This is a genomic window from Psychrobacter sp. AOP5-GZ1-6, assembly GCF_052376345.1.
In the GTDB taxonomy this organism is placed as follows: Bacteria; Pseudomonadota; Gammaproteobacteria; order Pseudomonadales; family Moraxellaceae; genus Psychrobacter.
This window is the reverse complement of sequence record NZ_JBQSVP010000011.1, coordinates 1-14,782: the sequence shown is the minus strand read 5'-3', so window position 1 is coordinate 14,782 and position 14,782 is coordinate 1. Positions and strand designations below refer to the sequence as shown.

Genomic DNA, 14,782 nt, shown 5'->3' with positions numbered 1-14,782 from the left:
TTATTCATAAACAGCTAGGGCGTGTCCTCATTTTAAAAATGGTGATAAAAATGAGATAAATTGCCGTCAAACAAGGAAAATAGCGCAGATAATATCGAGATATTAGTCAGCTATTTGACACCGTTTGGCAAGATTTAGCTATTTTTAACCCACTTAGATAACTATCGATTGAATTGAGGATATGCCCTAGTATTATAGCTGAGTATGCAAACCACACTCACGGCTTTCTTCTACTTTAGTTGGATCAAAATAATCAAACTCGTTTGGTAGGTTGTTTTCTTCAAGATAACCATCTAGATCAACATCGGTTTTTTCAAATAATGGAGCGACTTTTAACACGCCATCTTTTGATAGGCTAAGCACATCAAGGCCTTGACGGAACTCTGTTTGATCTTTACGAATCGCATTGAACCATACGTCAGGTTTCAGCTCATCTAAAGCGCGGCGGAATGGCTCAAGTTTTACTTGGTCAGTAAACTCACCATGCTGTGGGTTATCAATACCCGGGATACCGTTCATGGTTGCATCACGATGTGCCGCTGTTTGTTTAGGTATATAAGTCACAACGTTTAGGTTAAGGTCACGAATCACTTTATTAGCGAACTGATACGTCGCATCAGTATTATAGCCTGAGTCTACCCATAGTACGGTGATGTCAGGACGCTGCTTAGCAACCAAATGCAGGATTGCTGACTCATACGGACGAAAGTTAGTCGTGATGATTGGGTTTTTTGCTTGAGTCAGTGCCCATGCCACGATTTCTTCTGGTGATTTACCTTGCAGGTCTTGATTGGCTTGGTCGATATTTAGATTTGGGTGTAATTGGCTCATGGTATATTCCTTAAATGGGATTGATTTGATAAAAGGGTTTAGCACAGGCCCTCAATGTAAACAGCAAACTTTGAGTCGGCTGAAAACGAGGGCATGCTGTAGTAAAAGTTTAAGTTAGTTAAACACCTGCAAACATCGGTAATGCTGCGGCATCTCGACCGCCATAGCTGCTGGCAAGCGCATTGAATGCTTGACGAATATCAGAAATAGATTGCATGTCGTGCTCACTAAGCACAAAGCTGTCGACGCCTACGCGTAATAAATAGGCAATTTGATCACGGCCAAAATCACCAGTAACGCGAATCTCGCCTTGATAGCCAATTTGGCGTAAGGTTTGCGCGAAGCTAAAGTTACGTCCATCAGCGAACTTTGGCACATGTATGACGATAAGCGTCTGCGTTAATAGCAGCTCACTTAACGCTATTAACGCATCTGTGTCTGTATCAGCAGTCACCCATAATCCAGTATGACTGCTATGCTGGATTATCAGCTCATACACTTCTTTGACTAAGCCAACTCCTAGCGTGCCTGAAGCATCTAACAAATCAGCAAGTGGCACTAGCACATCAGGTTTTTCTTGTCGTTGTAAGAGCTCAAGTAAAGTAAGGTCTACAGAGGCGATTCCATCTGGTAGTGTCTCAGTGGTCAATACATGCCAGCTGTCCTGATGACTAATATCGACACCCTGACTATCCAAAATATGGTGATTAGCCATAGACCTTCTCCTTAAATGGATCAATACCGACACGCTCAACCAACTCACCAAAGCTTTCTACGTCGTTATCAGTGGTAGCACGTAGATCAACATAGACATCAACGATCTTTTGAATTGTGTCAGCAACTGCTTCCGTAGGTACGGATCGACCGAGTATCTTGCCAAGCTTGGCATTGTCGCTAGAGTTGCCGCCAAGGCTAATCTGATACCAGTTTTCTCCCTTTTTATCGACACCCAAAATACCGATATCGCCAGTATGATGATGGGCACAGGCATTGATACAGCCCGACATATTGAGACGGATATCGCCAAGATCATAGAGATAGTCAAGGTCGACAAACTGCTTTTCTATTTGTTCAGCGATGTTGTGGGTAGTGGCATTAGCAAGTGAGCAATAATCCCAACCTGGACAAACAATCATATCCGTGAGGGTGTTAATATTGGCACGAGCTAAATTCAGCGCTTTTAGTTGTTGCCACAACTCGTACAACTCATTGGTTTGTACATCAGCAAATACTAGGTTTTGTTGGTAAGTGCCGCGCAATTCACCAAAGCTATGTTTGTCTGCAAGGTCAGCCAACGCGTCCATCTGTGACTCACTGACATCGCCTGACGGTACGTATTTACCATCAACCAACCCTGCTTTCAAAGAAACTACTACTGCACGGTATCCATTGACTTTGTGTGCGACAGTATTTTGTTTATACCAATTGGCAAAGTCTTTATCAGCGCTCAATTGCTGCTGTAAATCAGACTGAACTTGTAGCGCATCGAAGTCCGCATAATCAGGCTCACTGAAAAAGCCCATGGCGGTTTCAAAATTTGCATCAGTCAGTGTCAACGGCCCGTCTTTGGTATGCGCTTCCCACTCAGCATTGACCAATTTAGCAAATGCAGGTCCACCTAAGGTATCGACCAATATTTTGATACGTGATCTATATTTACTGCCTTTATCACGGCGACCATGCAGATTATAAACACGTAATATAGCGTCTAAATAACTGAGTAGATGCTCACGTGGCAAAAACTTATTGATAACTTTACCAAGCACTGGGATACGGCCAAGTCCGCCGCCAACCAATACTTCAAAACCAATCTCGTCATCCTCATTTTTCTTCAAGTGCAAACCAACATCATGCACTTGCGTCGCTGCGCGATCTGTCTCTGTACCGATAACGGCAATCTTAAATTTACGTGGTAAAAAAGCAAATTCAGGATGGAACGTAGACCACTGACGAATAATCTCGCAATAAGGACGTGGATCCGCAATCTCTTCTTTATGGATACCAGCATAAGGGTCAGTGGTGGTATTGCGAATACAGTTGCCAGATGTTTGAATAGCATGCATCTGTACCGATGCCAATTCTGCCAAGATATCTGGCACTTCTTCTAGTTTTGGCCAATTCAACTGGATATTGGTACGGGTCGTGAAGTGTCCATAACCTCTATCATATTTACGAGTAATTTCTGCTAGTTTGCGCAGTTGGTAACTGGCTAGTAAGCCGTAAGGAATGGCGATACGTAACATCGGCGCATAGCGCTGAATATAAAGACCATTCTGCAAACGCAGTGGCAAAAACTGTTCTTCTGGCAGCTCGCCTGCCAAAAACCGTTCGGTTTGATCGCGAAACTGAGCGACTCGTTCCTCTACTAAGTTTTGGTCAGCGTAGTTATATTGATACATGACGTAATCTCAAATTTGTTTTTAGACTTAAAAGCAGCGACGAAAATGATTTGCGTGTGTAATAGGTTTATTGCCGTTCGCAATGCGCACAATTCAGCTTTACATCATATAAGCTTGCGCTTAAAAACATAAATTCCTTTAAGACATATCCATATCCAAACACAGCATAAATTTTCATAACGAAAGTTAGGTAGCCTATGCTTATCAAATTTAAAGCGCAATGCCACAACCATTTCTTAAGCCACTTCTTACTTTCTCAGCACTATTTTTGAGGTTTTAAAACGACTATGACAGCTTCTATTATTAATAATCAGCCATCAAAACTTGTTCCGCCACACGGTAGCAATGAATTAAAGCCGTTACTACTAAGAGGGGATGCTCGCGATGAAGCGATTACGCTTGCCAGCACATTACCGACGATCACCTTAAGCTCTCGTGAGCGTGGTGATTTAATTATGTTTGGTATTGGTGGTTTTACACCGTTGAATGGCTTTATGAATCAAGCGGATTGGCAAGGCGTGGTTGACAACATGCGCTTGCAAAGTGGTGACAACGCAGGCTTGTTTTGGCCGATTCCTATTACGTTGTCAGCACCTAAAGCGACTGCTGACAGCCTTAACTCAGGTGACAAAGTGGCACTGGTCGCTGAAGATGGTGAAGTGATGGGCATCTTAACTGTGGAAGAGACTTACACCATCGACAAAACGCATGAGTGTCAGCAAGTATTTACCACAACAGATTCAGAGCATCCAGGTGTTCAACAAGTATTGAACCAAGACGATGTCAATATCGCAGGTAGCGTAGAAGTACTCAGCGAAGGCGAGTTTCCAACATTATATCCTGAAATTTATAAAACGCCCGCTGAAACACGCGAAATTTTGGATGCCAAAGGCTGGAAAACGGTTGCGGCATTCCAAACACGTAACCCAATGCACCGTTCACACGAATACCTTGCCAAAATTGCCATCGAAATTTGTGATGGGGTCTTAGTACACTCTTTGCTCGGCGCGTTAAAGCCTGGTGATATCCCAGCAGAAGTGCGTCAAGAAGCAATTAAGACCTTAATCGATAACTACTTCCAACAAGATACTGTTATTCAAGCGGGTTATCCACTAGACATGCGTTATGCCGGACCTCGCGAAGCATTGTTACATGCTGTATTCCGTCAAAATTATGGTTGTAGCCATCTTATTGTAGGTCGTGACCATGCTGGTGTTGGTGATTACTATGGTGCCTTTGACGCGCAGGCCATTTTTGATAAAGTCGGCAAAGATGACCTCATCACCCAACCATTAAAAATTGGCTGGACCTTTTGGTGTAATGCTTGTAATGCGATGGCCTCTGACAAAACTTGCCCGCATGACGCCTCTGAGCATGTCAAAGTATCGGGGACTAAGCTGCGTAAAGCCCTATCAGAAGATGAAGAAGTGCCAGATAATTTTAGTCGCCCAGAAGTGCTACAGATATTGCGTAATTACTATGCTGGTATCGCAAAAGAAGAACGTGCCGAGGTGAAATTAACGGGAGCATCTGCGGTATAAGTATTATAAAAACATTATAAAAAGTTAATAAAAAAGGTGTCGGGCTTATCGTCTGGCACCTTTTTTATGTTTACAATTTCTTACCTGTTTCAGGTATAGGCTAGGGCGGGTTAAATATTCCAAACATTAGGGCTGTGGATCGCCAAAATCGCTTATGCCAAGTTAAACACTTGATAAGCGAATTCGTCACTAAGAGTCTAGCACACAAACTGCTAGCATATCTTTTATTATCCATCGGGCAAAATCCAAAATATTTAAAGCTTCAATACTAATAATAGAGCAATCAATATTTGGTTAGTACCCTATCATTTATTAAGAAGAAACATATGCGATCACAGGTATCTAATATCAGTTTAAAAGTTGGTAGTGCATGGGCAGTCGCCTTACTGATAACAGGCTGTAGTCCTACTGAAGCCACGCAACAAGACACACCGACAGCGGGAGACTCGCAGGATATCAGCTTACTGAATGTCTCTTATGATGTATCACGTGACTTTTATAAAGACTACAACACTCTATTCAGTGCAAGTTATGAAAAAGAGCATCCAGGTAGTAAGGTCAAGGTCAATCAATCACATGGTGGCTCAAGTAAGCAAGCGCTGTCTATTGCTAATGGTTTGCAAGCAGATATGGCAACCTTAAACCAAGAAAGCGATATGAATCTGTTGGTAGAAAAAGGGCTGGTAGCCACTGATTGGAAGCAGGCGTTCCCGAATAATGCAGTGCCTTATACCAGTACCATGGTGCTATTGGTACGTAGCGGCAACCCAAAAAACATCAAAGACTGGTCGGACTTGGCACGCAATGATATCGATGTGGTCATACCGAACCCAAAAACCAGTGGCACAGCGCGTTATGCTTTCTTAGGAGCGTATGGTTATGGTTTGCATCAATTTAAAGAAAGTGTGGAAGCTCCAGCCAAAACTGATGACTTCATCAAAAAACTATTAGCAAATGTGGTCACTTATGACAATGGTGCGCGTGCAGCGACGACCAGTTTTACCCAACGCGGGCTAGGGGATGTGCTCGTCACAACTGAAAATGAGGCAAATTTGGCTGCTAGGCAGTTTGCTAAAGGCCAAGTCGATATTGTGTATCCAAGCTACTCTATAGTAATTGCTAATCCAGTGGCAGTCGTGACCGGTGTTACGGATAAAAGCGGTAAGACAGATGCCGCAAGTGCTTACTTACAAGGTCTGTGGGATGTGCCTGCTCAGCAGCTCATGGCAGAGATGTACATGCGCCCTAGTAATGCAGAAGTACTGGCTGCTCATAAAGACACATTGCCTGAAATTGCAACTTTCGACCCAGTATCTGTTTTTGGTACTTGGACGCAGATTATGGATACGTTCTTTATCGATGGTGGCCGCTTTGATCAGCTGGCTCGCGTAGAAAAATAGCTTTTTAACACTCATTTGACTGGCTGACTGTCGAATAATAGGCGCTGCAAGCGTTTGTGTTTTTGACGCTTCATCAACAGTATTTTTAGTGGCTCCTGAAAATAAATTGACAAGTTTGTAGTTATCGCCTAGTTATTCCGTTTTGGCAATAACATACGCATATTCATCATTAAACATAATAAGATGGCACTGTTAGCATACTTGCATTACTTAACAAATATTTTTGAGGGATTTATGACACACGCAGCTGGTTATCAACAAAAAAGTAAAAAACTGAATGTTTTGAGCATTGCAGGCGTTGCATTAACGTTGGGTTTGGCTGGTTGTAGCAATGGCGATACGACTGCCAATGCGGACGGCGCAGCCGCGACAGAAGGGCAAGATATCGAGTTGCTGAATGTCTCTTATGATGTGGCCCGTGATTTTTATAAAGACTACAATCCGTTATTCGTTGAACACTATAAAGCTGAAAACCCAGACAGTAATATCCTAATCAAACAGTCACATGGTGGCTCAAGCAAGCAGGCACTGTCTGTTGCTAACGGTTTACAGGCGGATGTGGCCACGATGAACCAAGGATCTGATATTGAGCTGCTTGAGAAAGAAGGCTTGGTTGAGTCAGATTGGGAAAGTAAATTCCCTGATAATGCAGTGCCTTTTACCAGTACTATCGTGTTTTTGGTACGTAAAGGTAACCCAGAAGGCATTAACGACTGGGAAGATTTGACCAAAGATGATCTTGAGATTGTCATGGCTAACCCAAAAGTGACGGGTAATGGTCGTTATGCATTCTTAGGTGCGTATGGCTATGGTTTGCATGCCTTTAATCAAGATGAAGCAAAAGCTAAAGGCTATGTCAAAGACATGCTAAAAAATGTCAAAGTCTATGAAAATGGCGGCCGTGCTGCCACAACGACATTCGTTCAGCGTGGTATCGGTGACGTCTTAGTAACCTTTGAAAATGAAGCCAACCTTGCAGCGACCGATTTTGGTGCGGGTCAAGTCGATATCGTTTATCCAAAATACTCTATCAAGTCAGAAAGCCCAGTGGCTGTTGTCAAAGCTGTGACAGACAAAAAAGGTACAACAGACGCCGCAAAAGCGTATCTTGATTACCTATGGAGCGAGCCTGCTCAGCAATTGGCAGCCGATCTTTATCTACGTCCTAGTGTACAAAGCGTACTAGAGAAAAACGGTGACAAATTACCACCAGTTGAAACTTTCCGTCCGAATGACGCCTTTGGGTCATGGGATGACATCATGGGTACTTACTTCAGTGATGGCGGCGTGTTCGATCAATTGGCTATCAATGCACCGCAGTAGCAATTGACTAAGATTGCTCATTTATTCAAAGCAGTGACTTTACTACCAGTTAGGTGATGTGGTCATTTAGGAAAACTTCATAAAGGACATGGTCGTACGCACTGTGTCCTTTATACCGTAAGCATCTTAATAATAAGTTCGATATAACATGGTCTTACGATAAGTACCATCAGTTAGGCAACAGGACATCACTATGAGTGCAACATCTTCTTCTGCCAGTAAAGCCCCTGCTAAGAAAGGTTGGCTAACACGCTTGCGTCAACGCAATGTACTGCCAGGTTTCGGTCTGAGCATGGGCATTACTGTTTTTAGCTTATCGCTATTGGTGGTGTTGCCGTTTGCGATGATGGCTTATACGACAACGCAAATGGGTTGGAGTGGCTTTTGGGAGACCATCAGCCAGCCGCAAGTGACGGCTGCTATCAAGCTGAGCTTATGGATGTCTTTTTTAGCCATGCTTACTAACATGGTGTTTGGTACCTTGGTTGCTTGGGTGCTCGTACGTTATGAGTTTTGGGGTAAGTCTTTAATTAATGCCTTGGTCGACCTGCCATTTGCCTTACCAACAGCGGTTACTGGTATCTCGCTTGCTACGCTTTATGCTCCCAATGGGTTGATGGGTCAATGGTTTGCTAAGTTTGATATTCAAGTGGCGTTTACGCCACTGGGTATTTGGTTGGCGTTGGTCGTAGTCAGCTTTCCCTTTATCGTCCGTGCTGTGCAGCCGGTACTCGCTGAGCTATCAGTTGAGTTTGAGGAAGCGGCTGCCGTGCTAGGCGCCAATCGCTTAACCACCTTTCGTAAAGTAATTTTACCGGAGTTGTTACCAGCATTATTAATGGGTGCAGGTATGATGTTTGCTCGTGCCACTGGCGAATATGGCTCGGTGATTTTTATCGCAGGTAATATTCCGATGCAGTCTGAGATTTTACCGTTGATTATCATCAGCAAGCTTGAGCAGTTTGATATTCAAGGCGCCTCTGCTGTCGCACTATTTATGCTGCTTATCTCATTTGTGATTCTGTTAACCATTAATATCGTACAGTGGAAGCTGTCACGCCGTGTAGGAGCACGCTAATATGCAAATATCTAATAGCTACGACTACCAGAGTAACGCAGCCACCAAAGATGCACCATGGATACGTCGTATCTTTATCGTTATTGCCGTACTATTTATGGTAGTGATGTTAGTGATCCCTTTATTGGCGGTGTTTTACGAAGCCTTTAAGGGTGGCTGGCAGTTGTATATTGCCTCACTTGTCGATCCAGAGGCACTACAAGCCATTAAGCTAACATTGATTACTGCGGCCATTGTTTTACCGATTAATATGGTGATGGGTATCGCGATTGCATGGTTGGTCACTCGCTATCAGTTTAAAGGTAAGCAGTTGGTTACCACGTTACTTGATTTGCCATTTTCTGTTTCACCAGTGGTTGCAGGCTTGATGTTCATATTGCTATTTGGACTCAACTCTACGGTTGGTGGCTGGCTTGAGAGTATGGGGTTCCAAATCATTTATGCGGTTCCTGGTATTGTATTAGCGACATTATTTGTCACATTCCCGTTTGTCGCACGTGAGTTGATACCGCTGATGCAAACTCAAGGTGATAGTGAAGAGCAAGCAGCACTCACATTGGGCGCTTCTGGTTGGCAGACTTTTTGGCATGTGACGTTGCCAAATATTAAATGGGCACTGCTATATGGCCTAATTTTGACCAATGCGCGGGCGATGGGTGAGTTTGGTGCAGTCAGCGTCGTATCAGGTCATATTCGGGGCGAGACCAACACCATGCCACTACTGGTTGAGATTGCTTACAATGATTACAACTTTACAGCCGCTTTCGCTTTATCTAGTTTACTTGCTGCATTGGCATTGATTACGCTGCTTATCCAGCAAATCATGACTAAACTACAAGAGCGTAAGTTTGCCAAATCTGGGCGATTGGATAATATACCTGAGATATCATTAAGTACTGAGACAACGGTTACAGACAAGGTATAAGTGAGACATTACTGTTTATTGGTAACGCATGACTGACATAAATGGTCACTAAAATATATATAAGAGACATCATTATGAGCATCGAAATTCGCAACATCAATAAAAAATTTGGTGATTTTACAGCCTTAGATAATATCAATATCACCGTACCAACTGGCAAGCTAACGACATTACTAGGACCGTCGGGCTGTGGCAAAACCACTTTGCTGCGTATCATTGCAGGTCTTGAGTATGCTGACTCTGGGCAGGTGTTGTTTGATGAGTTAGATGTGACGAACACGCCTGTACAAAAACGTCACATCGGCTTTATGTTTCAACATTATGCGCTGTTTCGTCACAAAAATATCGCTGATAATGTCGCGTTTGGTCTCACTTTGCTGCCAAAGAATGAGCGACCAAGCAAAGCTGATATTAATAAGCGTGTGGCAGAGCTATTAGAGTTAGTGCAGCTGCCACAGATTGCCAATGCTTATCCACACCAATTATCAGGTGGTCAGCGTCAGAGAATTGCACTGGCACGTGCACTTGCAGTAAAGCCGAAATTATTATTGCTTGATGAGCCGTTTGGTGCACTAGACGCTAAAGTTCGTAAGGAGCTACGTACGTGGTTAAAAAATATCCACCATGAGCTGGGTATTACTAGCATTATGGTTACTCATGATCAAGAAGAGGCGCGTGCAGTATCTGATGAGATTGTCGTTATGAATCAAGGGCGAGTGGAGCAGGTAGGGACATCAGAAGAGCTGATACATCAACCAGCTAGCACCTTTATTAGTGAGTTTTTAGATTTGGTTTAAATAGTCGACATACTTCATTAGAAATAAAAAAAGACCTATGATAAATAGGTCTTTTTTTGTAGGGTATGTCTGAATATTCTTAATACGAAACATCGTTAACCAGGCTTTGGCATGGCAATATCTTTAGTAGATATTTGCTCATAGGTAATATCTAAAATTTCTTGACACCATTCTGGTAAGTCATCGGACACTTCATACCACATCCATGTACCATCTCGTACACAGCTTAAAATACCCAGTTCTTTCAAATGATTTAAATGACGTGATATCGTTGGTTGTGGCTGATCTAGTATCTCTACTAACTCTCCCACGCAGCGTGATTCTTTTTTAAATAAAATTTGAAATATTTTTAAGCGGGTCGGGTCAGATAAGACTTTAAACAGCTCAATAGGTCGTAACGTAAAATTATTGTCAGACATAGTATGATCCCTATAGGGCTTTTGTTAATAGAAGTTAAATATAACAGTAGTTGTGCATAAAATCGATTAAAAAGTGAGCTAAATTACAGTTTATCGTTAATTTACTACCTTTCATCTATATCATAACATACATATTTATATTCGTTTAGATAGATTAAAGGATGCAATATCCTTGCCAATTATGCAGAATTCCTTAAAAAAACATTTAAATACTATTGAAAATGATAATAGTTATCGTTATGATAGGTCAATCAATAAAGATGATTGATTGGTTGTCCAGTGACGAAAATTAAGTTGCATAAGATGATGATTATCAACTCTTTAAACTGACTGACAGTCAAATAGTTATTGAATAGTGATGTTCATAGGAGCCAGTTCATGTACGTATGTATTTGCAATGACGTAAAAGAAAAGCAAATTCAGGCAGCGATTGCGTCAGGCATCGATACGCTTGATGGTCTAAAAGATACGCTAGATGTGGCAACTTGTTGTGGCTGCTGTGAGCCTATGGTCAATGACTACTTAGATGAACATCATGCCAAGCTTGATGAGTTAGCGTACGCTGTTTAAGCATTAATAGCTCATCTCGTTTCTATTCTGTTTTACCATTCTCAATTTTCTATCATTCTCAATGTAGATGCCACCCGAACTCATATTGACATAAATACCACTAATTACTTACTCTATCTACCATGGATAGGGTAAGATTCTTAGTGTTGATGCGCTTATTTTTAATAAAATGGATATTGTTGACAGCAGCCACTTAGGTGCCATTAATTGACACATTTATATATTTAATAGCGTCAAAATATCCAAATATTGTCATAAGAATAAGCCGTGCATTCCATTCAAACGATAGCCCTCCACATGGGCTAAAATAGTTTATGTTGTCATTTTTAAGTCACACGATATATAGTCAAAGCCCTCTAAAATGAATACAAGTCATCTAAACGCAGATTGTACAAGTAGTACATCTTGTGAGAGTAACGCCGTAGCCATTTAATAATTATCTAACGATATATAATGACATGATCTAGCCAGTTATTATTCTCGACTAGCATCTTGTTCTCAACTAGCATCTTATTCTCAACTAGCATCTTATTCTTAGTTCATAATGTTACAAGCTGGATAACAGCCTGTATGCTATTATGTGTCTCTAATATTGCAATAAATTCTGTTGATTTTGATACTAAGTAATTGGTTTGTTGATCAGACTGTCCTGATGTAGGTCATTTTGATTGTAAGACGATATACAAGGTAGATATAGAGGAGTACACGTTATGATAGGCAGCCAAAAAGTCATTGATTATTTAAACTTTTTGTTAGGTGGTGAGCTTGCAGCTCGCGACCAATATTTTATACATTCTGAAATGTATGCTGAATGGCATTACGGTAAACTTTATGAGCGTATTCATCATGAAATGGCAGATGAGACACTACATGCCCAAGCCATTATTCGCCGTATCTTAATGCTGAGTGGCACGCCAAAAATGACTGTTGATACCATCAACATTGGCTCTACTGTCCCTGAAATGCTACAGCTAGATTTGGACTTAGAGTACAAGGTACAACAACACCTAAAAGACGGCATCGCTATCTGCGAAGCAGAGCATGACTATGTGACACGTGAAATGTTGGTTGAGCAGTTAAAAGACACTGAAGAAGATCACGCTCATTGGCTCGAACAGCAATTGCGCCTTATTAACATGATTAGTCTACCTAATTATCTACAAAGCCAAATGGCTGAAGTGACTCCTAATCTTATTTAACACTACGCTAGATGCGTATATAAATAAGAATAAGCTCAAACAACACATATGGAGAAAGATAATGAAAAGTAATAAAGAGGTTATTCGTGCTTTAAATAAAGTGCTTGGACAGTCGTTGATCGCTATCAACCAGTATTTTTTACATGCTCGTATCGCACGTCATTGGGGATTAGAAGCCCTCAATGAAAGTTTTTACAAACAATCTATTGCTGAGATGAAATGGTCTGATGATTTGATTGCACGGATTTTATTGCTAGGCGGTTTACCGAATTTGCAAGATTATGGCAAAATATTTATCGGTGAAGATGTGGCTGAAACGATTGACTGCAACTTACGTTTAGAAAAACAGAAGTTTGCTATCCTTACTGATGCTATCACGTTATGTGAGACAGAGTCTGACTATGTTTCTCGCCAGCTATTGGTTACCTTAAAAGATGGTAATGAAGAGTATGAAGACTGGTTAGATACACAAGAGGATTTGATTGAAAGCGTTGGGATAGAACGATACATCCAATCACAAATGAATGATGATGACGCGCCTTAAGTTGATGTGATTAATAAACAGAACATATTCTCTAAACTTGCCAGCTTGTGATTGGTTATATACCAAAACATAAGCTGGCATTTTTATGCCCAATGTTTTGTACCTAACATTTGAGAGGCTCTACTTGACCAAATCATACTTAATATAGACCACGACCATCTTCAGGTTTTAGCCGTAAAAAATACAATCCTGAAAGAATGGTTAAGACACCAAGTATCCAGTAGGTGGCTTGAAAAGCAACCAATGTATCTAGCGAAAATCGATCACGCAATAAATTAAGTACGGCTGCGCCGAAAGCAATACCGAAACTGATCGCTAGCTGTTGATTAACAGCCATTAAACTGTTACCACTGCTGGTCTGTGTACCATGAAGATCGCCAATAGTAATGGTATTCATCGCGCTGAACTGCATGGAGTTACAAGCACCCATAATTGTCAATATAGGTATAAACCAAAGCCACTGTGAAGGGTCATCAAACTGCGCCAACACAATGATAAGCGTGCCCATAAAAAACGTGTTATAAACCAAAACAGTGCGATAGCTATAACGTTGAATAATTTTACTAACCCAAGGTTTGATACCCATAGCACCAACTGCAATTGGAGCAAGCAACCAGCCTGCCCGTGAAGGTGAGTATTCAAATACCACTTGTAATAGTAACGGCAGTAAAAAGGGAACAGAACTGATACCGAGGCGTGTGAATAAATTACCTGTAATACCAATTCGGAAAGTGCGAATATCAAACAGAGTCAATGGAAATAGTGGTGCAGATCTTCGTTTGGCGTGCCATACATAAGCAGCTATCAGCATACTCGCTCCCAAAGCAAGTAATAACCCATAGATACCTCGGCCTGTTTGCGAACCAAACTCTACTGCAAGCGTAAATCCACAAGCCGCCGCTGCGAATAATGCAAACCCCGCCCAATCCAGTCGTTTAGTATCCTCAAATAATGCCGGCACGAGTTTTTTACCCATGATAAGACCGGCAATACCCATCGGGATGTTGATTAAAAATATCCAGTGCCAACTGGTATATTGTACGATATAACCACCCAATACTGGCCCTACTAACGGGGCAACCAATGCTGGTATCACCGCAAAGTTCATGACTGTTAAGAGCTTATTGCGTGGATAGGACTTAACCAATATCAACCGAGCAACGGGAGTCATCATCGCACCGCCAATACCTTGTACAATGCGCGAGCCAATCAAAAAATCTAACGTCGACGATGCAGCACATAGTAACGAGCCAATACAGAACAGAATAATTGCATATAAAAATACGCGGCGAGTACCATATTTATCGGCTAGAAAACCACTGATAGGAATAAATATTGCTAAAGTGAGCGCATAACTGATGACCGCCCATTGCATCTTTAATGGCGATTCACCTAACGCCTGCGCCATTTGCGGTAATGACGTATTTAAAATAGTGGCGTCCAAAATTTGCATGAATAGTGCGACCGCTAGCACATAGGGTAGGTACTTTTCTTGCATTGGAGTCAGGGTGATTTTAGACTCATTTTTATTAAGCATAGTAGACATAAATCATATTTTAGTCGATTTGATCGATTGTTAGTCGAAAGCGTTATGGGGTATGTGGAGTAAATTATTTTTAGTTAATTATGTTCGATTAACTATGTTCAATTAAGAGTATTTGAGTAGTGTAGAAACCAGATTGGCTAAAATGAATGCCAATCATCCACAAAAAAATGACTAATGGTAAGATTAAGGTCTGCTGAACATTCAAATTTG

At 41.6% G+C, this 14,782-nt stretch carries 14 protein-coding genes; 9 read left to right on the top strand and 5 right to left on the bottom strand.

Going from position 1 to position 14,782, the window contains the following annotated elements; translation table 11 throughout:
* Positions 1-192 precede the first annotated feature (192 nt).
* The 3 genes from ACT3RN_RS03015 to ACT3RN_RS03005 form a co-directional block, all read right to left on the bottom strand.
* Positions 193-831: a phosphoadenosine phosphosulfate reductase domain-containing protein gene (locus ACT3RN_RS03015; RefSeq protein WP_192519216.1), complete on the bottom strand. Its 639-nt coding sequence runs from the start codon at positions 829-831 to the stop codon at positions 193-195.
* Positions 832-949: 118 nt separating this feature from the next.
* The gene (locus ACT3RN_RS03010; RefSeq protein WP_192519217.1) at positions 950-1,546 is read right to left on the bottom strand and encodes a DUF934 domain-containing protein; all 597 of its coding nucleotides are present in this window, start codon (positions 1,544-1,546) and stop codon (positions 950-952) included.
* Positions 1,539-3,230, bottom strand: a complete 1,692-nt coding sequence (locus tag ACT3RN_RS03005; RefSeq protein WP_192519218.1) for a nitrite/sulfite reductase — start codon at positions 3,228-3,230, stop codon at positions 1,539-1,541. Before ACT3RN_RS03005 ends, ACT3RN_RS03010 begins: the two co-directional genes overlap by 8 nt.
* Positions 3,231-3,517: 287 nt before the next feature.
* On the opposite strand from ACT3RN_RS03005, the gene sat reads away from it, so the two are divergent.
* The 6 genes from sat to ACT3RN_RS02975 all read left to right on the top strand — a co-directional run bounded on the left by sat (position 3,518) and on the right by ACT3RN_RS02975 (position 10,294).
* Positions 3,518-4,771: a sulfate adenylyltransferase gene (gene sat / locus ACT3RN_RS03000; RefSeq protein ID WP_192519219.1), complete on the top strand. Its 1,254-nt coding sequence runs from the start codon at positions 3,518-3,520 to the stop codon at positions 4,769-4,771.
* A 326-nt stretch (positions 4,772-5,097) separates the two neighbouring features.
* Positions 5,098-6,171, top strand: a complete 1,074-nt coding sequence (locus tag ACT3RN_RS02995) for a sulfate ABC transporter substrate-binding protein (RefSeq protein WP_192519220.1) — start codon at positions 5,098-5,100, stop codon at positions 6,169-6,171.
* 234 nt (positions 6,172-6,405) lie between these two features.
* Positions 6,406-7,494 (top strand): sulfate ABC transporter substrate-binding protein, encoded by a 1,089-nt coding sequence (locus ACT3RN_RS02990; protein ID WP_442440093.1) that lies wholly within the window; start codon positions 6,406-6,408, stop codon positions 7,492-7,494.
* A 193-nt stretch (positions 7,495-7,687) separates the two neighbouring features.
* The gene (gene cysT / locus ACT3RN_RS02985; protein WP_192519222.1) at positions 7,688-8,572 is read left to right on the top strand and encodes a sulfate ABC transporter permease subunit CysT; all 885 of its coding nucleotides are present in this window, start codon (positions 7,688-7,690) and stop codon (positions 8,570-8,572) included.
* 1 nt (position 8,573) lies between these two features.
* Positions 8,574-9,497, top strand: coding sequence for a sulfate ABC transporter permease subunit CysW (gene cysW / locus ACT3RN_RS02980; RefSeq protein WP_192519223.1), 924 nt, complete (start codon positions 8,574-8,576; stop codon positions 9,495-9,497).
* Positions 9,498-9,571: 74 nt separating this feature from the next.
* The gene (locus ACT3RN_RS02975) at positions 9,572-10,294 is read left to right on the top strand and encodes a sulfate/molybdate ABC transporter ATP-binding protein (RefSeq protein WP_192519224.1); all 723 of its coding nucleotides are present in this window, start codon (positions 9,572-9,574) and stop codon (positions 10,292-10,294) included.
* Between the two features lie 95 nt (positions 10,295-10,389).
* Here the strand turns inward: ACT3RN_RS02975 and ACT3RN_RS02970 are convergent, their stop codons facing one another.
* Complete coding sequence (locus ACT3RN_RS02970; protein WP_192519225.1) at positions 10,390-10,713, bottom strand: ArsR/SmtB family transcription factor; 324 nt, start codon at positions 10,711-10,713, stop codon at positions 10,390-10,392.
* Between the two features lie 378 nt (positions 10,714-11,091).
* On the opposite strand from ACT3RN_RS02970, the gene ACT3RN_RS02965 reads away from it, so the two are divergent.
* The 3 genes from ACT3RN_RS02965 to bfr (ACT3RN_RS02955) all read left to right on the top strand — a co-directional run bounded on the left by ACT3RN_RS02965 (position 11,092) and on the right by bfr (ACT3RN_RS02955) (position 13,026).
* A complete protein-coding gene (locus tag ACT3RN_RS02965; RefSeq protein ID WP_192519226.1) occupies positions 11,092-11,283 on the top strand; it encodes a (2Fe-2S)-binding protein in 192 nt (63 codons plus the stop codon).
* Between the two features lie 710 nt (positions 11,284-11,993).
* Positions 11,994-12,482 (top strand): bacterioferritin, encoded by a 489-nt coding sequence (bfr, locus tag ACT3RN_RS02960; protein WP_192519227.1) that lies wholly within the window; start codon positions 11,994-11,996, stop codon positions 12,480-12,482.
* A gap of 61 nt (positions 12,483-12,543) precedes the next feature.
* Entirely contained in the window at positions 12,544-13,026 is a 483-nt protein-coding gene (bfr, locus tag ACT3RN_RS02955) for a bacterioferritin (RefSeq protein WP_192519228.1), read from the top strand.
* A gap of 139 nt (positions 13,027-13,165) precedes the next feature.
* Here bfr (ACT3RN_RS02955) and ACT3RN_RS02950 read toward each other — a convergent pair whose 3' ends face one another.
* The gene (locus ACT3RN_RS02950; protein WP_226945052.1) at positions 13,166-14,572 is read right to left on the bottom strand and encodes a DHA2 family efflux MFS transporter permease subunit; all 1,407 of its coding nucleotides are present in this window, start codon (positions 14,570-14,572) and stop codon (positions 13,166-13,168) included.
* Positions 14,573-14,782: the final 210 nt, after the last annotated feature.